Source organism: Streptomyces viridochromogenes, assembly GCF_001270495.1.
GTDB lineage: Bacteria > Actinomycetota > Actinomycetes > Streptomycetales > Streptomycetaceae > Streptomyces > Streptomyces viridochromogenes_A.
The window spans coordinates 12,349-33,192 of sequence record NZ_LGUR01000195.1 but is presented as its reverse complement, the minus strand read 5'-3'; the positions used below and the strand labels follow the sequence as shown (position 1 = coordinate 33,192).

Here is a 20,844-nt window from a genome sequence, read left to right as displayed (position 1 = left end):
CGGTCGGCCGCTTGACGACTGCTACGGTCGGCTCGATCACGACGTACGACACGAACGCTGAGGTGGTGACGGTGGCAGGCAGCAGCTCAGGAATCGTGGCGGGGCTCACCGTGGCGGCCCTCGCGACCGTCGGCTTCCTCACCTACCAGGCCTCGGCGAACGTCCCGGCCGACCTGCGCAAGCCGCACGCCGCCCGCTCACCCGAGGTGAGTACGTCCAAGGCACCCCGCGACAGGAAGGCTCCCGGCACACTGCCCTCCGGATCCGGTGCGGGGCAACGGGTCGTGTACTCGGTGGACGACGACCGGGTGTGGCTGGTCGACGCCGGTGAGAAGGTCAAGCGCACGTTCCGCGTCACCCCCGGAACGGTCGACCCGCCTCCGGGCGCCTACACCGTCACGTCCCGCTCCAACGCGGTCACCGGCACCGACGGCCTCCCCGTCGAACACGTCGTCCGCTTCGCCACCATCGAGAACACCACCGTCGGGTTCAGCGCCCCCGCCGACGGCTCGGCCCCCCAGCCCGTCAACCCGACGGTGAAGACGGGCGGCATCCGCGAATCCCGAGAGGACGGCAACGCCATGTGGGACTTCGCGACCATCGGCCGCACGGTAGTGGTGATCCACTGAAGCAGCGCCCCCGGAAGGGGCGCGGGGCTGTGTCGATCTGCGGCTCCACCGCGCGGGCGCGACCAGCCACACCGAACCCGCGGACACCCGACGGCCTCACGGCACCCCCGGCGGAGCTAAGCCGCTTTGGGATGCCCTTGATCGGCCGCAGGCCGAGTCGCCTCCGGCTCAGCCACCCGTGGCGGCGTGGAAATCGCCCTCGCTGCCGCCCCCGCCGCCAACAGATCCCGCATCGACACCCCGGCGACCGCCTGGGGTCGCTGCTGGACCTTGTTCTCCGATGCCGACATGGACGCCTCCTGGGGCCGGGGGCGGACGTAGTTAGGTACACCTAACTACGGACTGGATACCATGTGACCACGCACAAGACGGCAAACGCAATATCTTGCCGACGTCTTGTCGGAATGTTCATCCGGCTCAGGCGGAGAGCACGCTCAGATCCACGGCCGCCCACCGCTCCCCCAGCCCGGTCACCGTCACATGCCGCACCTCGTCGGTGGTGTCACCGACGGCCCGGTGGATCACGAGTTGCAACCGCTCCTCGGTCAGCTCCTCGACCTTCCCCTCGCCCCACTCCACGACGATCACCGACTCGGGCAGCGAGACGTCGAGGTCGAGGTCCTCCATCTCGTCGAGCCCGCCGGACAGGCGATACGCGTCGACGTGGACGAGCGGCGGACCGTCGCCGAGGGACGGGTGCACACGGGCGATCACGAAGGTCGGCGAGGTGACCGCGCCCCGGACCCCCAGCCCCTCGCCGAGCCCGCGCGTCAGCGTCGTCTTGCCCGCGCCGAGCTCCCCGCTGAGCATCACGAGGTCGCCGGCGCGCAGCAGCTTGGCGAGCCGGCGGCCCAGTTCCCGCATCTGGTCGGGGGAAGTGACGGTGAGCTCTAGATCACCCGCGTTGTGCGGTGCTGCTGGTGCTTCCATAGCCACTTACGGTAGCCCCTGCGGGCACGGCACCCGCGCGGGTGAGCAGGTCGGCCATACGGTCGGTGACGACCTCCGGGTGTTCCAGCATCACCAGGTGCCCGGCGTCCGGCACGAGCACCAGCTCGGCGTCCGGCAGCAGATCGGCGATCGCCTCGCTGTGCTCGCTGGGCGTGACGAGGTCGCCGACGCCGGCCAGGACGAGCACCGGCATGTCCGTGAAGTGGGCGAGCGCCTCGGTCTTGTCGTGGTCGGCGAAGGCCGGGTAGAACTCCGCGACCACATCGATCGGCGTCCCCTCGATCATCCGCTCGGCGAACCGGGCGACGGCCGGGTCGACGTCCCGGGACGAGAACGAGTACCGCTTGATGATCCCGGCGAACAGGTCGGCGGTGGCCCGGCGCCCCTTCTCCACCAGCTCGGCCCGCTGCCCCAGCGCCCTGAGCACACCCGGCAGCACCCGCCGCACCGCGTTCACTCCCGCGACGGGCAGCCCGAAGTTGACCTCGCCCAGCTTCCCGGACGACGTACCGACGAAGGCGGTGGCGACGACCCGGTCGAGGATCAGCTCCGGATACTGGTCGGCCAGCGCCATGACGGTCATCCCGCCCATGGAGTGCCCGACCAGCACGAGCGGGCCTTCGGGCGCGGCCGCGTCGATGACGGCCTTCAGGTCGCGTCCGAGCTGGTCGATGTCGACGTGCGTGCCCTCCTCCATCTGGGCGACGCCCCGCCCGGACCGGCCGTGGCTGCGCTGGTCCCAGTGCACGGTGCGCACGACGCCCCGCAGCGCGGCGCGCTGGAAGTGCCAGGAGTCCTGGCTGAGGCAGTAGCCGTGGCTGAAGACGACCGTGACGGGGGCGGGAGCCTTGCGCCCGAAGAGCCGCCGGCGACGCGGGGTGAGGGCGGGAGCGGCCTCGGGGTCGATGTCGTCGACCTCGTAGTACAGCTCGGTGCCGTCGTCGGCGTACGCCTTGCCGGGCATGCCGCGCAGCGAGCCGTACGGTCCCGCCGAATCGAGGGCGAGGCGGGCCTTCTGCCGCATGCCCCGGCCGACCGTCATCCGCTCTATGGCGACACCGGCGGCCGCCCCGGCCGCGATCACGCCTATCGCCGCACCGGCGAAGCCGGTCGCCCTGCGCCAGTTCGCGGCCGCCCCCGTGGCGGAGGCGACGGCCGCGACGGCCTCCGCGCTGCTCTCGCTCACGTACCGCTCCTCTGGTTACCCGTCTCGTTCCTCATTCACATGAACGCATGCCCATGGAAGCTTTCCTAGGACCACAATCACGTGGACGCATCACATGGTCATCACATGGCCGTGTCACATGGCCGCATTCTTGTAGACGCGTGGAACGCGCGTTCCGATCCGGGTGACGATCTCGTATGCGATGGTGCCCGCGGCCTGCGCCCAGTCCTCGGCGGTGGGTTCACCGCGGTCGCCGGGCCCGAACAGCACCGCCTCCGCGCCCGCCGCGGGCTCGTCCCCGCCCAGGTCGACGACGAACTGGTCCATCGCGATCCGGCCCGCGACCGTCCGCCACTTGCCGCCCACCAGGACGGGCCCGGCGCCGGAGGCGTGCCGTGGGATGCCGTCGGCGTAGCCGAGGGGGACGAGGCCGAGGGTGGTCTCACCCGGGGTGATGTAGTGATGGCCGTAGCTGACGCCGTGGCCGCCCGGGACGTGTTTCACCAGGGCGAGGGAGGCCGAGAGGGTCATCACGGGCCGCAGCCCGAAGTCGGCGGAGCTGCCCAGCTCGGGGCTGGGCGAGATGCCGTAGGTCGCGATTCCGGTGCGCACCAGGTCGAAGTGGCTGTCCGGGACGGTGAGCGTGGCGGGCGAGTTGGCGAGGTGCCGCACCTCGGGCCGCACGCCCTGCGATTCGGCGTACGCGACCATCTCGCGGAAGCGGGAGAGCTGGGCGGCGATGGACGGGTGGCCGGGCTCGTCGGCGCAGGCGAAGTGCGACCAGAGCCCGGTGATGCGGACCAGCCCCTCGGCCTCGGCCCGCAGGGCCTCCCGGACCAGTTCGGCCCAGTCGTCACCCGGCTGGCAGCCGTTGCGCCCCAGCCCGGTGTCGGCCTTGAGCTGCACGCGCGCGGGGGCGTCGGCCTGCCGGGCGGCCTCGGTGACCTCCCGCAGGGCCCACATCGCGCTGAGCGAGACGTCCAGGTCGGCCTCGATCGCCTCCCGCCAGGGCCCGCCCGGTGTCCACAGCCAGCACATGATGCGCACGCCGTCCAGCCCGGCGGCGCGGAGCACGAGGGCCTCCTCGGGGGTGGCCGTACCCAGCCAGCCGGCGCCCCCTTCGATCGCCGCGCGGGCACACCGCACCGCCCCGTGGCCGTACGCGTCCGACTTCACGACGGCCATCAGGGCCGCGCCCGGCGCGTGGGCGCGCAGGGTCCGTACGTTGGCTCGCAGGGCGGCCAGGTCGATCTCGGCGCGGGCGCGCAGGGGCGCGGTCCGCAGGGCTGCTGTTTCTGTCATGGCGTCCCCAGTGTCTCAGAGGGCACCGACAACGCCGCAGAGCCGGGACCCCCCGTGCCCTGGCCGTGGGCCTTACGGCTCCGACCGGCGCCCCCACACGTACACCCGGTCGTTGTTCTTCAGCACGCCCCACAGCTGCCGGGCGTCGTCCAGGCGCATGTTGACGCAGCCCCTGGAGCCGACGGGGGTGAAGAGGCTGGCGTAGACGCCGTGGAACGCCTGGCCGCCGCTGAAGAACTGGGAGTAGGGCATGGGGCTGTTGTAGAGCGACGACACGTGGTTCTTGTGCCGCCAGTAGACGCGGTGCCATCCGGTTCGCGTCTCGTATCCCTTGCGTCCGCTGCGGATGTGGGCGGGCCCGTACACGACCTTCTTCCCCTGCTGCACCCAGGCCAGCTGCCGGTCGAGGTCGACACAGGCGATCCGGTACGCCCGCACCGGGCATTTCCCGGCGGCGTTGGGGTTCTTCCCGGCCGCGACGAGCTGCATGGTGGCCCAAGTCACAGGCCCGGCGAAGCCGATGGCCGGTTTGATCTTGTGCTTGGTCTGAAAAGCGCGGATGGCCCGGCAGTCGGCGGCCGACTGCTTCCCGTCGGCCTCCCGTTTCAGCCACTCCTCGACCTGCCGCTGATGGGGGCCCGTCTGCTCACTGCACTTCGGCTCGTCGAGGACGTCCCAGGGGTCGACGTACTCCACGAGTTCGTTCGTCTCGCCCTCAGCGTCCGGCGGCTCGACGGCGTCCTCCTCGACGCTGGGTGTGTACACCTCCGGCGGCAGCGCCTGGTCGGGCGTGTCGGTGGCCCAGAGCGGAAGCGTGCTCAGGGGGACGCCGGGTACGAGTTCGGCCTGCGGTCCGGAAGCCGGGGGTTCGGGGTCGGCCGAGGCGCTGCCCATGGGCAGCACGGCGGCGCCGGCGAGCAGCAAGGCGATGCTCCGGCTTGCGATACGTCCGCTGATCATGCGGACAGGGAAGCGTGAGGACCTGCCGTGCGGCAGGCGCCGCGCGGCGAGGTCACTCTTTAGAGGAGCGTTTTCGAGAGAGCCATAGGGTGCTCGGCATGAGCATCATCGGGGTCGGTATCGACGTGGCCGAGATCGACAGGTTCGAGGCGGCGCTGGAACGCACACCTGGGCTGGCCGAACGGCTGTTCCTGGAGAGCGAGTTGCTGCTGCCCAGCGGCGAACGCCGGGGCAGCGCCTCGCTCGCCGCCCGTTTCGCCGCGAAGGAGGCCCTCGCGAAGGCGCTGGGCGCCCCGGCCGGTCTGCTCTGGACGGACGCCGAGGTCTTCGTCGAGGACAGCGGCCGGCCACGGCTGCGGGTGACGGGGACGGTGGCGGCACGGGCGGCCGAACTGGGCGTACGGTCCTGGCACGTGTCGTTGAGCCATGACGCCGGGGTGGCGTCGGCGGTGGTGGTGGCGGAGGGCTGAGCCGCCGCCACCACGCACTCGACGGTCAGCAGATCGACTGGCTGCTGTTCACCCGGGTGATGTTCCGGAAGGTCGTGTTCTCCCCGCAGGGGCTCTCCCTGATCGCCGAGTTGGTCACCGTCAGGTTCTGGACGGTGATGTCCCGGTTGTTCGGGAACTCGGACCGCGCCGCCAGCCGCAGCTCGCCGCCGCCCGTGACGGTGCCGCTCTGGGCGGCGAGGCTGACGTTGTAGCAGTTCTCGATCAGGACCGAGTTGTTGCCGGTGTTGGAGAGCGTGACCCGGTCGATGACGGCCCCACCGCTCTCGGACACGCAGAACACCCCGCGCCCGCCCCCACGCGCGATGACCTCGCCCACCCTGATGTTGGTCGGGTAGGAACTCCCCACCCGGCCGTTCCGGTTGGCCATGCGGAAGGCGGCGTACCCGGTGCCGGTGCCCGCGTTCTCGGCATCGACCTTGGTGACGGTGGCGTTGATGGTCTGGTTGAGCAGCAGCCCCGACTCGCCGACGTTGCGCGCGGTCACCGTCCCGATGGTGATGCCGTCGACGCCGTAGGTCTCCACGGCGTGGCTGGAGGCCCCGGAGACGTAGACGTTGTCGATCCGGACGTTCCGCGTCCACTGGCTGGTGTCGCCCCGGTTGTCGATCCGCACGCCCAGCCCCGCGGACAGCCGCATGTCGATCTGGCCGAGGACGACGTTCTGCACGTTCCGCAGGAAGATCCCGTACAACGGGCTGCCGGTGAGGTTCAGATGCTGGACCTCGACGTCCCGGGTGCCGCGCGAGTAGACGGGCGCCTGGTCGCCGGAACCGCTGCCGGTGACGTTGATGGTCCCGCAGACGTCGAGCGCGGTGTAACTCGGCAGGGAGACGCGCGACCCGGCCGACATGGCGCCCGAACCCCGCACCACCACCCGCTCCTTGGCGGTACGCCCGGCGGTCAGACTGTTCACGGCCGCCTGGACCGCGGCCCGCATGTCACCACCCGTGTAGACGGTGCTGCTGCCACGCCGCGCGGTCCAGGTGCTGCCGCTCAGGACGGCTTCGGCCTGGTAGGAGCCTTCGCCGCAGGCGGCGGCCGCGGCCTGCGGCGCGGGACCGGTCAGGGTGCCGACGACGGTGAGGAGGGCGGTGGCACCGACGGCGGCAAGGAGGGAGGCTCTGCGTGCCATGGGGGGTCCTCTCGTCGAACCGATCTCACCGAACCGGATCTCATCGAACCCATTCGACTGAATCGATTCATCCTGTGGGGGCCGGTGAGTTTGGCAAAGGCACGGCAAAGCGTCAATGGATGCGACAAAGCGTTGACGGACGCGACGAGTTTCGCCGCGTACGGGAGACTCGAACGCATGCGGACTGCGTACGGCGTGGAGACGGTAAGGGCGGCCGAACGGGAGCTGATGGCACGGCTTCCGGACGGGACGCTGATGCAGCGGGCGGCGGCCGGACTCGCCGCCGCCTGCGCGGATCTGCTGGGCCGGGTGTACGGCAGCCGGGTCGCCCTGCTGATCGGCAGCGGCGACAACGGCGGCGACGCGCTCTACGCCGGGGCCCGGCTGGCCAGGCGCGGGGCGGGAGTCACGGCGATCCTGCTGACGCCCGAGCGGGCCCACCCCGGGGGCCTCGCGGCGCTGCGGCGGGCGGGCGGCCGGGCGGCGGGGACCGCCGGCGCCGAGGACCTGATCGAGCGGGCGGACCTGGTCGTCGACGGCATCGTCGGAATCGGCGGCAAGGGCGGGCTACGCCCCGAGGCGGCACCGCTGGCCGACGCGGTGGCGCGGTCGAGGGCGGCCGTGGTCGCCGTGGACCTGCCGAGCGGCGTGGACGTCGGGACGGGCGAGGTGCGCGGCACGGCGCTGCGGGCCGACCTCACCGTCACCTTCGGCACCCACAAGCCGGGTCTGCTGATCGATCCGGCGCGGGAGTACGCCGGTGTCGTGCGCCTGGTGGACATCGGTCTGGCGCTGCCGAACGACGCGGTGGAGCTGGAGGCGCTGCAACACGACGACGTGGCCGCGCTGTTGCCGCTCCCGGCCGCGGAGACGGACAAGTACCGGCGCGGCGTCGTGGGCATCGCCGCGGGATCGGCGCGGTATCCGGGCGCGGCCGTACTGGCGGTCGCGGGGGCGTTGCGGGGCGGTGCGGGCGCCGTACGGTACGTCGGCCCGGCCGGGGACGCGGTGATCGCCCGGTTCCCCGAGACGCTGGTGTCGGACCGGGGGCCGAAGAAGGCCGGACGCGTGCAGGCGTGGGTCGTCGGGCCGGGCGCCGGGGACGACGCGGCGGCGGTGGCCGAGGTGCTGGCGACGGACGTACCGGTGCTGCTCGACGCGGACGGGCTGCGGCTGGCGGACGCGGAGACGGTACGGGGCCGTGCGGCACCGACCCTGATGACCCCGCACGCCGGGGAGGCGGCGGCGCTGCTCGGGGTCTCCCGGGAGGAGGTCGAGGGGGCTCGGCTGGCTTCGGTACGGGAGTTGGCGGGGCGGTACGCGGCGACGGTGTTGCTGAAGGGGTCGACGACTCTGGTGGCGGGGCCGGACCGCGGGCCGGTACGCGTCAACCCGACCGGAACCGGCTGGCTGGCCACGGCCGGGAGCGGTGACGTGCTGTCCGGATTGGCGGGATCGCTGCTGGCGGCGGGGCTCACGCCGGTGGACGCTGCGAGCGTGGCGGCGTATCTCCATGGCCTCTCGGCGAGATTCGCGGCGGACGGGGCGCCGGTCGGGGCGCATGACGTGGCCGAGGGGATTCCGGGGGCTTGGCGGGATGTACGGGGCTGACGAGACGAGGACACGGCGGCCGCCCGTCTCACCGGGCGGCGCCGCATGAGGGCGATCGTGGTCGGAGCCGGCATCGGAGGACTGGCCGCGACACTGAGCCTGCGTCGCGCGGGCGTCGAGGTGACGCTGGTCGAGCAGGCGGCGCGCTTCACGGAGGTGGGCGCCGGGATCCAGCTCGCCCCCAACGCCACCCGCGTGCTGCGCCGGCTGGACGTGCTCGACGCGGTCGCCGCGCAGGCCGCCCGCCCCCCGCACGTGAGCTTCCACACCTGGTCGGACGGGTCGGAGATCTGCCGCTACGCGCTGGGCCGCAAGGCGGAGGAGGCGTTCGGGGCGCCGTATCTGGTGGTCCACCGGGCGGATCTGCACGGCGCCCTGGCCGCGGCGGTGCCACCGGAGTCGGTACGCCTGAACACGACGGTCGTCGCGATCGGCCAGGACGACGACCACGCCCAGGTGATGACGGCGACGGGCGAGCGTCTGACCGCGGACCTGGTGGTGGCCGCGGACGGGATCCGGTCCGCGGCCCGCCAGTGGCTCTTCGGCAAGGACGAGGCGAAGTTCTCGGGAACAGCGGCATACCGGGCCCTGCTCCCGGCCGAGGAAGTGGCCGACCTCGGCCTCCCCCCGCTCGCCGCCTGGCTCGGCCCCCACCGCCACTTCGTCCACTACTGGGTGCGGCGCGGTGAACTGCTCAACGTCGTGGCCGTGTTCAGCACCGGGGAGTTGGCCCAGGAGTCGTGGACGGCGCGGGCGGATCCCGGCGAGCAACTGCGCGAGTTCGCGGGCTGGGACCCCCGGGTGCTGGGCGTCCTCGAACGCGCGGGCCAGGTCTTCCGCTACGGCATCTACACCCGCACGCCGCTCACCCGCTGGAACATCGGCCGGGTGACCCTCCTCGGCGACAGCGCCCACGCGATGGTCCCGTTCCAGGCACAGGGGGCGGCCCAGGCGATCCTGGACGCGGCGGTACTGGGCGACGTCCTCGCGGGCGCGACGCCGGCCGGGGTGCCCGACGCCCTGGACCGTTACGTCCGCCGACGGTTGGCGGGCGCCACGAGCACGCAGGCCGGATCGGCCCGGGCAGGCAAGGACTTCCACCTGCCGGACGGACCGGCGGCCGAGGCACGGAACGCCCGCATGGCGGCGTACGCGGCGGCGCACGGGTTCATGCCTCAGGCGAGGGCGTGGTGAAGTCCGGTGAGGCGCCGGCGAAGCGCCGATGAGCGGGGAAAGATGCCGAGTACAGGGGGTTTGTCGGCTACCCTCCCCGGATGCATGACATAAGCGCACCATCGTTGACTCCGCGAACCCGCGGCCGGACGGTCGCCCGACGTCTGGCAGCCCTGGCCGTCGGCCTGGCCTCCCTGGCCGCCGGACTCGTGACAGCCCAGCCGGCCGCCGCCGCGAGTGGCCTGACCGCGGTGCCCTACAGCGGTCTCAAGCTGTCCCTGGACGCGGAGAAGGACTTCCGCCAACTCGGCGCGGCGGTCCAGGGGGTGGAGGCTCAGTCCGGCGCGGTGAGCAAGGTGAGCGCGCTGAGCGTCGCGCAGTCCAGGCAGCACACCGGTCAGGCCAGCCTCTGCCACGACACCGGCCTGGACGGCTCGCTCAAGTACGACGGGTTCTGCTGGGACAAGGCCGACGACACGTCCAACAGCTGGAGCACCAACGGCGGTTGGACCCCGCAGGGTCTGACGGGTTCCCACGACGCGTCTCCGTCCGGGACCGTCGACGGCCATCACCTCTATCTGGCCTCCTGGTACTGGGGCAACGGGGGGAGCAACCTCAACAAGTTCGGCCGGGTCAGCATCGCTGAATCGACCGGAAGTTCGGTGTCGTACGGCCACGTCCTGCTGGTCCAGCCCACCGGGCAAGGGGCGAGTGCCAACTTCAAGCCAGTCACGAACGTCCACGCCGACGGTGTCGTCTGGTACGGCAACAAGCTCTTCGTCGCCAACGGCGGCGAACTGCAGGTCTACGACATGCGCCACCTGTGGAAGATGGACAGCCGCAGCGAGCGTACGGGCATCGTGAACGGGGTGTCGTCCGCCCGTTGGCACGACTACGCCCTGCCCATGGTGGCCCGCTACCAGACGGTCCCCCAGGGCACGAACGTGCGCGCGTGCGCTCCCGCCACGGGCGACAAGCCCTGCCTGAGCTCCCTCAGCCTGGATCGCAGCAAGACCCCGGACGCGCTCGTCTCCGGTGAATACCGCGACCGCGACGCCGGCGGCGGTGGGCGCGTCATCCGCTGGAACCTGAATGCCGCTACGGCTCTGCCCGAGGCGGACGGCAGCGCGAGCGTCGGCAGTGCCACCGCCGACGCGGCCTACTCGAGCCCCGTGTGGCGGATGCAGGGCGTCGCGACCGACGGCACCTACTACTACATGAGTGGCGAGTGTCCGAAGGGCTGGGTTCCGGATCCCAAGAACGACGACGGCTACTACTGCATCCACCGGGCCGAGGTGGGAGCCGAACCGCGTGTACTCACGAAGTCCCCGCCACTCACCCAGAACCTCTCCTACGCTCCCTCGTCCGGGCGGCTGTGGGGACTGAACGAGAGGGTCAACACCAGCAACGGCAAGCGGGTCGTCTTCTCTCTCGACCCCACGCCCTGACCCACGCCGCGGCACCCGCCCGGGAAGGTGGCGGAGTCAACTCACTCCACCGTCACCGACTTCGCCAGGTTCCGAGGCTGATCCACCTCGTTGCCCCGGGCGGTGGCCAGCTCGCACGCGAAGACCTGGAGCGGCACCGTGGCCACCAGCGGCTGAAGCAGCGTCGGCGTAGCCGGAATCCGGATCAGGTGATCCGCGTACGGCACGACCGCCTCGTCGCCCTCCTCCGCGATCACGATCGTCCGCGCGCCCCGGGCCCGGATCTCCTGCATGTTGGACACGATCTTGTCGTGCAGTACGGACCGGCCCCGAGGCGAAGGCACGACCACGACGACGGGCAGGTCGTCCTCGATCAGGGCGATGGGCCCGTGCTTCAACTCCCCCGCCGCGAACCCCTCGGCGTGCATATAGGCGAGTTCCTTGAGCTTGAGCGCCCCCTCCAGGGCCACCGGATACCCCACATGCCGCCCGAGGAAGAGCACCGTGTTCTTGTGAGCGAGGCTCCGCGCCAGCTCCCGTACCGGCTCCATGGTCTCCAGGACCCGCTCGACGTCACCCCCGATGTGCGCCAGGTCCCGGATCACGGCGTGGATCTCGTCCCCCCACTTGGTGCCGCGAACCTGCCCCAGGTACAGGGCAACCAGGTAGCAGGCCACGAGCTGCGTGAGGAACGCCTTCGTCGAGGCGACCGCGACCTCGGGCCCCGCATGCGTGTACAGCACCGCGTCCGACTCCCGCGGAATCGTCGACCCGTTGGTGTTGCAGATCGCCAGTACCCGCGCCCCCTGCTCTCGGGCGTGCCGCAGCGCCATGAGTGTGTCCATGGTCTCGCCGGACTGGGAGATGGCGATGACGAGCGTCTGCTGGTCGAGGATCGGATCCCGGTAGCGGAACTCACTCGCCAACTCGACCTCGCACGGAATGCGGGTCCAGTGCTCGATGGCGTACTTGGCGATCAGCCCGGCGTGGAAGGCCGTACCGCAGGCCACGATGACGACCTTGTCGACCTCCCGCAGCGCGGAGGCGCTGATCCGGACCTCGTCCAGCGTCAGGGATCCTGCGGCGTCGATGCGCCCCAGCAAGGTGTCGGCGACAGCCTTGGGCTGCTCGGCGATCTCCTTGAGCATGAAGTAGTCATAGCCCCCCTTTTCCGCCGCGGCGGCGTCCCAGTCGACGCGATACGACCGCACGTCCGCCGGCCGCCCGTCGAACCCGGTGACGGTCACCCCGTCCCGCCGCAGCTCGACGACCTGGTCCTGACCCAGCTCGATCGCCGACCGCGTATGGGCGATGAACGCGGCGACGTCCGAGGCGAGAAATGCCTCACCCTCCCCGACGCCCACCACGAGCGGCGAGTTCCGTCGCGCGCCCACGACCACATCGGGCTCGTCCGCATGTACCGCGACCAGCGTGAAGGCCCCCTCCAACCGCCGGCACACGAGCCGCATGGCCTCGGCGAGGTCAGCGGTCACCGAGAACTCCTCGGCGAGCAGGTGAGCGACCACCTCGGTGTCGGTCTCCGACCCCAGCTCGTGCCCCCGCTCCTCCAACTCGGCCCGCAGCCCGGCGAAGTTCTCGATGATCCCGTTGTGCACGACGGCGACGCGCCCGGCGTTGTCGAGATGCGGGTGCGCGTTCGCGTCCGTGGGCCCGCCGTGCGTGGCCCAGCGTGTGTGCCCGATACCCGTCGTCCCGGTCGGCAGCGGCCGCTCCGTCAGCTCCTTCTCCAGATTGACCAGCTTGCCCGCCTTCTTCGCGGCCGCCAGCCCGCCGTCCGCCAGGACGGCGACCCCCGCCGAGTCGTACCCCCGGTACTCCAGCCGCTTCAGTCCGGCCGTGACAATCTCCAGCGCCGACTGCGACCCCACGTATCCCACGATTCCGCACATGCGCGGCAGCCTACGGTCCGATCCTCACCGCATTCGCCCCCGAACACAGCACCGCCTGCCCGAATTCGGAAATTCCCACCGGGGAACGAGGGCCCCGAGTCTCAAGTCCCTCACGTCTTCGCCCGATAGGCCCGCATCGCCACCGGATAGAACACCACCGCGATCCCCGCAGCCCACACCAGCGACCACAGCACCGGCTCCGCCACCGGGCCACCCAGCAGCAGTCCCCGGAACGCGTCCGACAGATGCGTCACCGGATTGACGTCGCTCCATGCCTGGAGCCACCCCGGCATGGTGTCCACCATGACGAAGGCGCTGCTGGTGAAAGTGATCGGGAAGATGATCGTGAAGGCGAAGGCCTGCACCTTCTCCGCGTCCCCCGCGAGCATCCCGATCAGGACCGCGCTCCAGGACACCGCCGCGGCGAAGACGACCACCAGGAGCATCCCGAGCAGCAGCCCGTCCAGTCCCCCGGTGATCCGGAAGCCGAGCAGCAGGCCGAGGCCGATCATGAGCAGCATGGCCCAGACGTGCTTGGCGAGGTCCGCGGTGATGCGGCCGATGAGCGGGGCGGAGCGGGCGATCGGCAGGCTGCGCAGGCGGTCGAAGACGCCCTTGGTGAGGTCGGTGTTCAGGGCCATGGCCGTGTACATCGTCATGAACAGGGTGTTCTGGACGATGATCCCCGGCAGCGCGTACTTCAGGTACGCCTCCGGCGACCCGGCCATCTGCCCGCCCAGCACATAGGTGAAGAGGAACACGAACATGATGGGCGTGATGCTGTAGTCGACCAGTTCCAGCGGGTTGTGCTTGACCGCGACGAGGCTGCGCCAGGCCATCGTGAAGGTCTGGCGGAGTCCGTCGAGCGGTCGTACACGGCCCGACTTGGTGACCGGTGCCGTGATGGTGGTGGCGGTGGCGGTCATGGCCGCATCACCGCCTTCCGCAGCTCGGCGTCCGCGTCGGCGTCCTCGTCCCGGACTGCCGCGCCGCCGTTGCCCTCGGGATCGCCGGGTTCGGCGCGGTGGCCGGTCAGGGCCAGGAAGACCTCGTCGAGCGAGGAGCGGCGCAGGGCGAGCTCCCCCACCGCGATCCCCTCACGGTCGAGCGTGCGCACGACGGCCGGCATCAGCTCGGGGTCCTTCACCGGGGCGGTGATCGTCTCGCCCTCGATCCGGGCCTCCGGTCCGGCGGCCCCGGCCACCAGCACATGCGCCCGCGCGAGGTCCTGCCCCAGCACCGGCCGCAGCTCCAGCACCTGCCCTCCGACCTGCGACTTCAGCTGATCCGGGGTGCCCTCGGCGATCACCCGCCCCTTGTCGATCACCACGATGTCGTCGGCGAGCACATCGGCCTCGTTCAGATACTGCGTGGTCAGCAGGGCCGTCGCACCGTCCGCGACCAGCCCCCGCAGCAGGTCCCACAGCTCACCGCGGCTGTGCGGATCCAGGCCGGTGGTCGGCTCGTCGAGGAAGAGGATGCTGGGCCGGCCCACGAGGCTGGCCGCGAGGTCCAGACGCCTGCGCATGCCGCCGGAGAAGGTCTTCACGGCCCGCCCGGCCGCGTCCGTGAGCTGAAAGCGCTCCAGCAGCTCACGCGCCCGCGCTCTGGCGTCCCGCCGTGACAGACCGAGCAGCCGGCCGATGAGCAGCAGGTTCTCCGTGCCGGTCAGGTTCTCGTCCACCGCGGCGTACTGCCCGGTCAGCCCGACCATGGCGCGTACGACCCCGGCCTCCCGGACCACGTCGTGCCCGGCGACCTGCGCGCGGCCCCCGTCGGGCCGGAGCAGCGTCGCGAAGATCCGCACCGCGGTCGTCTTCCCGGCGCCGTTGGGCCCCAGCAGTCCGAGCACGCTGCCTTTGCGGGCCCCGAGATCGACACCGGCCAGCGCCTCGGTCTCCTTGAACCGTTTGACCAGACCTTCCGCCTCTATCGCATACGTCATGGGTCACCCCTCGGGGGTTCGGTTCAGCGGGCCCGGCCCGGGCCCACCTCTCCCACAACTGTGACGCACGGCACTGACATTCCCCTTTTGCCCCACTTCTCCCAGAAATGACCGAGACGAGGACCCGCGTGACGGATCCCACCTCACCGTCCGTTCGTACTCCCGTAACAATGGACTGTGATCTCTCCGGTCTCCTCGATGCCCCGGAGCGCCCACCGGCCCAGGCCGGAGGCGACTCCCTACGTCGACCTCACCCGCTCGGAGTGGAGCGCGTTGCGCGACAAGACCCCGCTGCCGCTCACCGCGGAGGAGGTCGAGAAGCTGCGCGGTCTGGGCGACGTCATCGACCTCGACGAGGTCCGTGACATCTACCTCCCGCTCTCCCGCCTCCTCAACCTCTACGTGGGCGCCACCGACGGCCTGCGCGGCGCCCTGAACACCTTCCTCGGCGAACAGGGCTCCCAGTCCGGCACGCCGTTCGTCATAGGGGTCGCCGGCTCGGTCGCCGTAGGAAAGTCCACGGTGGCCCGCCTCCTCCAGGCCCTGCTCTCCCGCTGGCCCGAGCACCCGCGCGTCGAGCTGGTGACGACGGACGGCTTCCTGCTCCCCACCAAGGAGCTCCAGGCCCGCGGTCTGATGTCGCGGAAGGGTTTCCCCGAGTCCTTCGACCGGCGCGCCCTCACCCGCTTCGTCGCCGACATCAAGGCGGGCAAGGACGAGGTCACGGCCCCCGTCTACTCCCACCTGATCTACGACATCGTCCCGGACCAGAAGCTCACGGTCCGCCGCCCCGACATCCTGATCGTCGAGGGCCTGAACGTCCTGCAGCCCGCCCTGCCCGGCAAGGACGGCCGCACCCGGGTCGGGCTCGCCGACTACTTCGACTTCAGCGTGTACGTCGACGCGCGCACCGAGGACATCGAGCACTGGTACCTCAACCGCTTCAAGCGGCTGCGCGAGACCGCCTTCCAGAACCCCTCCTCGTACTTCCGCAAGTACACCCAGGTGTCCGAGGAGGAGGCCCTGGACTACGCCCGCACGATGTGGCGCACCATCAACAAGCCCAACCTGGTGGAGAACATCGCCCCCACCCGCGGCCGAGCCACCCTGGTCGTCCGCAAGGGCCCGGACCACAAGGTCCAGCGCCTGAGCCTGCGCAAGCTGTGACGGCTACGCTGCCTCCATGCTTCACCTCCGCCTGATCACGCCGTCCGACAAGACCGACGACGTGGTCCGCCTGATCGAGAGGACGGTGGGAACGGCCCATCTCGCCGTCGTGCCGGGCGCCGCCCGCAACCCCGTCGGGGACCTGGTGCTGTGCGACGTGGCACGTGAGGCGGGCGACGAACTCCTCACCAGCCTCCAGCAGCTGGGCATCGAGGAGTGCGGCTCCATCGCCGTCGAGAACATCGACCTGTCGCTCTCCAAGCGGGCCGACAAGGCCGAGGCGGAGGCCCCCGGCGAGGGCGCGGACGCGGTGTTGTGGGAGCACCTGACGGACGCGACGCACGAGGAGTCGACCCTCTCCATCACCTACCTCGCCTTCATCACGCTCGCCACGATGATCGCGGCCTGCGGTGTGGTGCTCGACAACGCGATCCTGATCGTGGGCGCGATGGCGGTCGGCCCGGAGTTCGGCCCACTGGCGGGCATCTGCACGGCGATCGTCCAGCGGGCACCGCGGCTGGCGCTGCGCTCGCTGATCGCCCTGCTGGTGGGCTTCGCTGTGGCGATGGCGGTGACGGTCGGCTTCAGCTACTTCATGGACGCCGTCGGCCTGTTCACCGAGGCCAAGCTGGAGGCCGAGCGGCCCAACACCGGCTTCATCTACGCCCCCGACTGGTTCTCCTTCGTCGTGGCGGTCCTCGCCGGCGCCGCCGGCACCCTCTCCCTGACGTCCGCCAAGTCCGGTGCCCTCGTCGGAGTCGCCATCTCGGTGACGACGGTCCCCGCCGCCGCCAACGCGGCCGTGGCCCTGATCTACGACGACGCAAAGCAGACCTGGCTCTCGACAGGCCAGCTGCTCCTGAACCTCCTGGGCATCATCCTGGCCGGCACTCTGACACTTCTGGCCCAGAAGTGGCTGTGGGCCAACCAGCGCCGCCGACGCGTCGCCCGTGACGGGCACGGCACTGTCCGCCGGTGACAAGGCCGCCGCGGAATCTTGAGTTCCTGTCAGCACCTCCTGAGCCGGACGGGCCCCGGAACCTAGCGTCCGTGGCATGGACACGATTAGCGGCAGGGAAAGAACATGGCGCGGCGCCGCGCTGGCGGTGCTGTTGACCGCGGGGACGCTCACGGCGGCGGCCCCGGGTGCCCGCGCGGACGACGCACGGACCGAGACGCCGGTCGCGGTGTCGTCGTCGGTCGCGGCGCCGTCACCGGTCGCCGGGGTGCGGGAGTCCGTGGTGCGGGTGAAGGTGCCGTTGCCCGAGTCGGCGGGGCCCCGCCCGGCCGCGTGCGACTGGCTGTCGTATCTGCGCTACCGCGCCGCCGACGGACCGGACGCCGCCGCCGACGCGGACCGGATCCTGGTCGCCCAGCCGGGCATCCTGGAGGGCGCCGGGGCGTTCGACAGCGTCGCCCGCAACACGGTCGCGGCGGCCGCCGCGCAGGGGCGGCACATCGAGTTCTGGGCGTTGGACCGGCGCTCCAACTGCCTGGAGGACCGCACCGGCATCGCCTCCGGCGACCAGCACACGGCCGTCGACTACTACTACCGCGGCAAGCAGGTCGACGGCCGGACCTTCGAGGGGTTCGCGGAGAACGGCCAGTTGGGGTGGATGGCACGGCTCGGCATCGAGCAGACCGTCCGCGACCAGTACGACCTGCTCGCCGCCGAACTGCCCGACCAGACGCTGCGGGGGCGCAAGGTGCTGTGCGGCGGGCACTCGCTGGGCGGCGTCGTCACCGGGTACTTCGCCGCCGCCGACTTCGACGGGAACCCGGCGACCACGGCCGACGCCGGGTACAACCAGTGCGCGGGCTACTTCGCCCTCGACACCACCGTCTCCACCTCGCTCGCCGACCTCAGCGGCAGCATCCCGGACGACACCAACCTGCCCGACATCGGCCTCGGTCACGGCGTCGTACAGGCCGGTCTCGACAGCGGCGTGCTGCCGCGCTCGCTGTCCGCGCCTGTGCTGCTCAACCCCGAGACCATGACGCTGCTCGCCATCGCCGGTGTCGGCGCCGTACAGGCTCCCGGAGCCGAGGCCGACCTGCCCCGCTATCTGCCCTCCGGCCTCAACATCGAGGCCACCAACAGGTTCCTGTTCTCCAAGGACACCGCCGCCTTCCTCACCGGCTCCCCCGGCGTGAAGGACTTCCGGCTCACCAACGAGGCCGTGCTGGGCGCCCTGATGGACGACAACTCCGTACCGCTGGCGTTCCTGCAGAGCAGCGTCGGGTTCTTCGACGGCGGGCCGATCGCCGACAAGGACTTCCCCGCCGCCAACGGCGGTCAGGAGCAGCCAGCGCTGTTCGGCACCGAGTACAAGGCCATCCCGGACCGGCCCCGGGGACCGCTGTACAGCTGGCGCAACTACGACCGTGTCGGTGACGCCGACGACCCCGGGTACCGGTCGGCCGACGGCACACCGTTCACCGAGGCCGGCAAGGAGGTCACCGACATCCAGGAACTGGCCCGGAGCCTGGCCGAGCAGCCGCTGGACTTCACCGAGCAGTACTTCCCGACCAAGCTGGTCACCGATCTGCAGCTGGCCACTTCGCCGCAGGTGAAGAAGCTCGTCGTGCACCCCGACGGGCTCACCGCCAACCCGACCCTGACGGTGCTCGCGGGAGACGGGCTGCTGGCGGGCCGCGTCCCGTCCGACCTGAACCCCGTGGTGGCCGACGGCTACCAGCACCTCGATGTGCTGACCGCGGCACCGGCGCAGAACGACGGCCGGCCCGAGCCGGTCTCCACCCACCTCGCCGGGTTCGCCGCGGACCCGCGGTAGCCGTACGCGAGGAAGGGCCCGGGAAGCCTGGCTTCCCGGGCCCTTCTTGGGTACGGCTCAGACCTTGCCCGCCGCGAACGTGGCAGCCGCGTCCGCGTCGGCCGTGTAGCCGAGGTGTGCCCCGACGTCGTTCCCGCCGTTCTCACAGATGGGGTCGCCCTTGGCGCAGAAGTCGATCGTCCGGCTCTGGTAGGTGCCGGTAACGCTCTTGCCGAGGGCCCGGATCGGGTTGCCGAACAGCAGCACCGCGGCGACCTTCGGCTCGACCGCGGCCGGCAGGGTGGCCACGATGGGGCTGCCGACCACCGCGCCCTGGCTGCTGATGCCGATCGAGTTGTCGACCACGTTCGCGCCCTGTGAATAGCCCACGAGAACGAACCGCTGGTTCGGGCACGCCGACGCCTGCTGCTTGACGTGGTTCACCAGGTCAGCGTTTCCCTGTGCGGCCGAGGTGAGCGAAAGGTCCGCCGGGTAATTCACCTTGTAGCTGGAAAGGCTTTTACCGGTCAGCTTCTTCTGCAGTGCGGAATACACCGGGTCGCCGACGATGAAGCCGAGCGTGCCCGGCTCGAAGGTGCCGCGAGCCGCGACGACGTCGATGTCCGAGCAGGCCGCGGCCGCTGCCGGGGGCGCCGCGAGGGTGGTGACCGAGGCCCCGCCGAGCAGCGAGAGCGCGGCCAGACACAAACGAATACGCATGAGCCATCCTCCATGTGGGGAGCGCGTGAACGCGCCTGCGAGAAAGGAGGCCCCGAACGTATTCGCCCGGCTGTGCCGGGTGTTATTGCCGGAATCAAGAAAAGCGGCGGCTTTTTCTTCGCCGAATGAGTAGTCGGACTGGTCCTGGTTGCACTAGCCCTGGTTGCACTGGTCCTGTTGTGCCCGCAGCGATTCGGCACGCAGGGCGAGCACGAGGTCGAGGCGGGTTCCCGGATCGTGCAGGGAGTCGCCGAACAGCTTCTCCAGCTGGCGCAGGCGGTAGCGGACCGTCTGCGGATGGATGTGCAGCCGGGCGGCGACGTCGGGCACGTTGCTGCCGCTGAGCAGCCAGGCCAGCAGCGTCTCGGCGAGCCGGGCGCGCTGCCCCGCCGAGACCTCGTCGAGCGGGGCGAGGGCGGTGGCCCGGAGGGTGTCGAGGAGTGGTTCGTCGGCGTGCAGGAGGAGGGCCGACAGATGGTCGGCGCACCGCACCACGCCCTGCCGGGGCAGGATCCCGCGCCCCATCAGCCCCAGGGCCCGGGTGGCCCAGCGCAGCGACTGCGCGGCTTCGACGAGCGGCACCGTCGGGCCGATCGCCGCGGGCCGGCCGCGCAGCGCGAGCGCGAACGCGCGCCCGGCCCAGCGCCCGGAGCCGTCGGGGTCGGGCACCAGCATGCGGGGCGGGCGGGACTCCATGTCCACGAGCGCGCCCGCCATGGCCAACGGCCGGTCCTCCTCGCGCCGTTCGGGGGCGGCCGCGAGCGCGACGACGGCGACCTGCCGCGGCACCGGCCAACGGGCCTGGTGCGCCAGGTCCTGCACGGCCTCCGGGGCCACCGGGCCCTCGCCCAGGAGCAGATCCAGCAGGCGCCTGCGGCGGCGCTCCACCTCGTCCGTGCTGCGCAGCTGGGCCTCCGCGTAACCGGCGGCGGCCGCCTCCGCGACCTCGTGCACCGTCCGGAAGGCGATCTCTCCGAGCGCGGCCACGACCGTCGAGTCCAGCCCCAGTTCCTCCGCCGTGCGGCCCAGCGCCCGCCAGGCGTGCATCCCGCCGATGCGCAGCGCGGACTGCAACGCGTCCAGTCCGCGCCCTTCCAGGGCCTCGCCGCGCCCGAGCGCGTAGTACGTCGCCGCGATCGCGTCCCCGTTGTCGCGCGGGTCGGCGATGTGGTCGACGAACAGGGTGAGCGCCTGCACCACCCCGTCGCGCAGCCGCTTGCGGTAGACACCGTCGCCGGGCCGCGCGTACTCGGGAACCCGGCTGCGGACCTCCTCCTCCACCTCGTCCGCCACGCCCTCCAGCCGGGCCCGCAGCAGCACCGCCAGCTCGGGCGGCATGGGCGCGGCCCTGCGAGCGTCCGGCACCTCGTGCGGGGTGGGGACAGCCATGGCGGACACTCCTTTCGCCCGGAAACGGCTCGCCGACAGGCCGTTGCCCGTGGGACGAGTGGGACGTCCTGTGTATG

Annotated in this window: 18 protein-coding genes; 8 read left to right on the top strand and 10 right to left on the bottom strand. The window is 71.2% G+C overall.

Annotated features, from left to right (window positions below):
- Positions 1–71 precede the first annotated feature (71 nt).
- Positions 72–629: a L,D-transpeptidase gene (locus ADK36_RS19585; RefSeq protein ID WP_053198477.1), complete on the top strand. Its 558-nt coding sequence runs from the start codon at positions 72–74 to the stop codon at positions 627–629.
- A gap of 417 nt (positions 630–1,046) precedes the next feature.
- Here ADK36_RS19585 and tsaE read toward each other — a convergent pair whose 3' ends face one another.
- The 4 genes from tsaE to ADK36_RS19565 form a co-directional block, all read right to left on the bottom strand.
- On the bottom strand, positions 1,047–1,559 hold the full coding sequence (gene tsaE, locus ADK36_RS19580; protein ID WP_048584856.1) for a tRNA (adenosine(37)-N6)-threonylcarbamoyltransferase complex ATPase subunit type 1 TsaE: 513 nt from the start codon (positions 1,557–1,559) through the stop codon (positions 1,047–1,049).
- Positions 1,525–2,766, bottom strand: coding sequence for an alpha/beta fold hydrolase (locus ADK36_RS19575; RefSeq protein WP_048584857.1), 1,242 nt, complete (start codon positions 2,764–2,766; stop codon positions 1,525–1,527). Before ADK36_RS19575 ends, tsaE begins: the two co-directional genes overlap by 35 nt.
- Positions 2,767–2,880: 114 nt before the next feature.
- Complete coding sequence (gene alr, locus ADK36_RS19570) at positions 2,881–4,047, bottom strand: alanine racemase (RefSeq protein ID WP_048584858.1); 1,167 nt, start codon at positions 4,045–4,047, stop codon at positions 2,881–2,883.
- Positions 4,048–4,119: 72 nt separating this feature from the next.
- Positions 4,120–5,007 carry a L,D-transpeptidase family protein gene (locus ADK36_RS19565; RefSeq protein WP_048584859.1) on the bottom strand — a complete coding sequence of 296 codons (888 nt, stop codon included), beginning with the start codon at positions 5,005–5,007 and terminating at the stop codon, positions 4,120–4,122.
- Between the two features lie 98 nt (positions 5,008–5,105).
- Between ADK36_RS19565 and ADK36_RS19560 the strand changes: the two genes are divergently transcribed.
- Positions 5,106–5,477: a holo-ACP synthase gene (locus ADK36_RS19560; protein WP_030046416.1), complete on the top strand. Its 372-nt coding sequence runs from the start codon at positions 5,106–5,108 to the stop codon at positions 5,475–5,477.
- Positions 5,478–5,502: 25 nt separating this feature from the next.
- Here the strand turns inward: ADK36_RS19560 and ADK36_RS19555 are convergent, their stop codons facing one another.
- Entirely contained in the window at positions 5,503–6,651 is a 1,149-nt protein-coding gene (locus tag ADK36_RS19555; RefSeq protein WP_048584860.1) for a hypothetical protein, read from the bottom strand.
- 177 nt (positions 6,652–6,828) lie between these two features.
- Here ADK36_RS19555 and ADK36_RS19550 point away from each other — a divergent pair, with 177 nt between their 5' ends.
- The 3 genes from ADK36_RS19550 (at position 6,829) to ADK36_RS19540 (ending at position 10,883) form a co-directional block, all read left to right on the top strand.
- Positions 6,829–8,262 (top strand): bifunctional ADP-dependent NAD(P)H-hydrate dehydratase/NAD(P)H-hydrate epimerase, encoded by a 1,434-nt coding sequence (locus ADK36_RS19550; protein ID WP_053198448.1) that lies wholly within the window; start codon positions 6,829–6,831, stop codon positions 8,260–8,262.
- A gap of 45 nt (positions 8,263–8,307) precedes the next feature.
- Complete coding sequence (locus ADK36_RS19545; RefSeq protein WP_048584862.1) at positions 8,308–9,456, top strand: FAD-dependent monooxygenase; 1,149 nt, start codon at positions 8,308–8,310, stop codon at positions 9,454–9,456.
- A gap of 80 nt (positions 9,457–9,536) precedes the next feature.
- The gene (locus ADK36_RS19540) at positions 9,537–10,883 is read left to right on the top strand and encodes a hypothetical protein (RefSeq protein ID WP_234329809.1); all 1,347 of its coding nucleotides are present in this window, start codon (positions 9,537–9,539) and stop codon (positions 10,881–10,883) included.
- Between the two features lie 41 nt (positions 10,884–10,924).
- Here ADK36_RS19540 and glmS read toward each other — a convergent pair whose 3' ends face one another.
- The 3 genes from glmS to ADK36_RS19525 all read right to left on the bottom strand — a co-directional run bounded on the left by glmS (position 10,925) and on the right by ADK36_RS19525 (position 14,717).
- A complete protein-coding gene (gene glmS / locus ADK36_RS19535; RefSeq protein ID WP_048584863.1) occupies positions 10,925–12,772 on the bottom strand; it encodes a glutamine--fructose-6-phosphate transaminase (isomerizing) in 1,848 nt (615 codons plus the stop codon).
- Positions 12,773–12,882: 110 nt separating this feature from the next.
- Complete coding sequence (locus ADK36_RS19530; RefSeq protein WP_048584864.1) at positions 12,883–13,698, bottom strand: ABC transporter permease; 816 nt, start codon at positions 13,696–13,698, stop codon at positions 12,883–12,885.
- Positions 13,695–14,717: an ATP-binding cassette domain-containing protein gene (locus ADK36_RS19525; protein ID WP_053198445.1), complete on the bottom strand. Its 1,023-nt coding sequence runs from the start codon at positions 14,715–14,717 to the stop codon at positions 13,695–13,697. The genes ADK36_RS19530 and ADK36_RS19525 overlap by 4 nt, the downstream gene beginning before the upstream one ends.
- Before the next feature lie 198 nt (positions 14,718–14,915).
- Between ADK36_RS19525 and coaA the strand changes: the two genes are divergently transcribed.
- The 3 genes from coaA to ADK36_RS19510 all read left to right on the top strand — a co-directional run bounded on the left by coaA (position 14,916) and on the right by ADK36_RS19510 (position 18,679).
- Entirely contained in the window at positions 14,916–15,884 is a 969-nt protein-coding gene (gene coaA, locus ADK36_RS19520) for a type I pantothenate kinase (protein ID WP_048584866.1), read from the top strand.
- 16 nt (positions 15,885–15,900) lie between these two features.
- The gene (locus ADK36_RS19515; protein ID WP_053198444.1) at positions 15,901–16,863 is read left to right on the top strand and encodes a DUF389 domain-containing protein; all 963 of its coding nucleotides are present in this window, start codon (positions 15,901–15,903) and stop codon (positions 16,861–16,863) included.
- Positions 16,864–16,939: 76 nt separating this feature from the next.
- A complete protein-coding gene (locus ADK36_RS19510) occupies positions 16,940–18,679 on the top strand; it encodes a hypothetical protein (protein WP_048584868.1) in 1,740 nt (579 codons plus the stop codon).
- A 57-nt stretch (positions 18,680–18,736) separates the two neighbouring features.
- On the opposite strand, the gene ADK36_RS19505 is transcribed toward ADK36_RS19510, so the two are convergent.
- Positions 18,737–19,378, bottom strand: coding sequence for a cutinase family protein (locus ADK36_RS19505; RefSeq protein ID WP_048584869.1), 642 nt, complete (start codon positions 19,376–19,378; stop codon positions 18,737–18,739).
- Between the two features lie 153 nt (positions 19,379–19,531).
- Positions 19,532–20,767, bottom strand: a complete 1,236-nt coding sequence (locus ADK36_RS19500; protein WP_048584870.1) for a PucR family transcriptional regulator — start codon at positions 20,765–20,767, stop codon at positions 19,532–19,534.
- Positions 20,768–20,844: the final 77 nt, after the last annotated feature.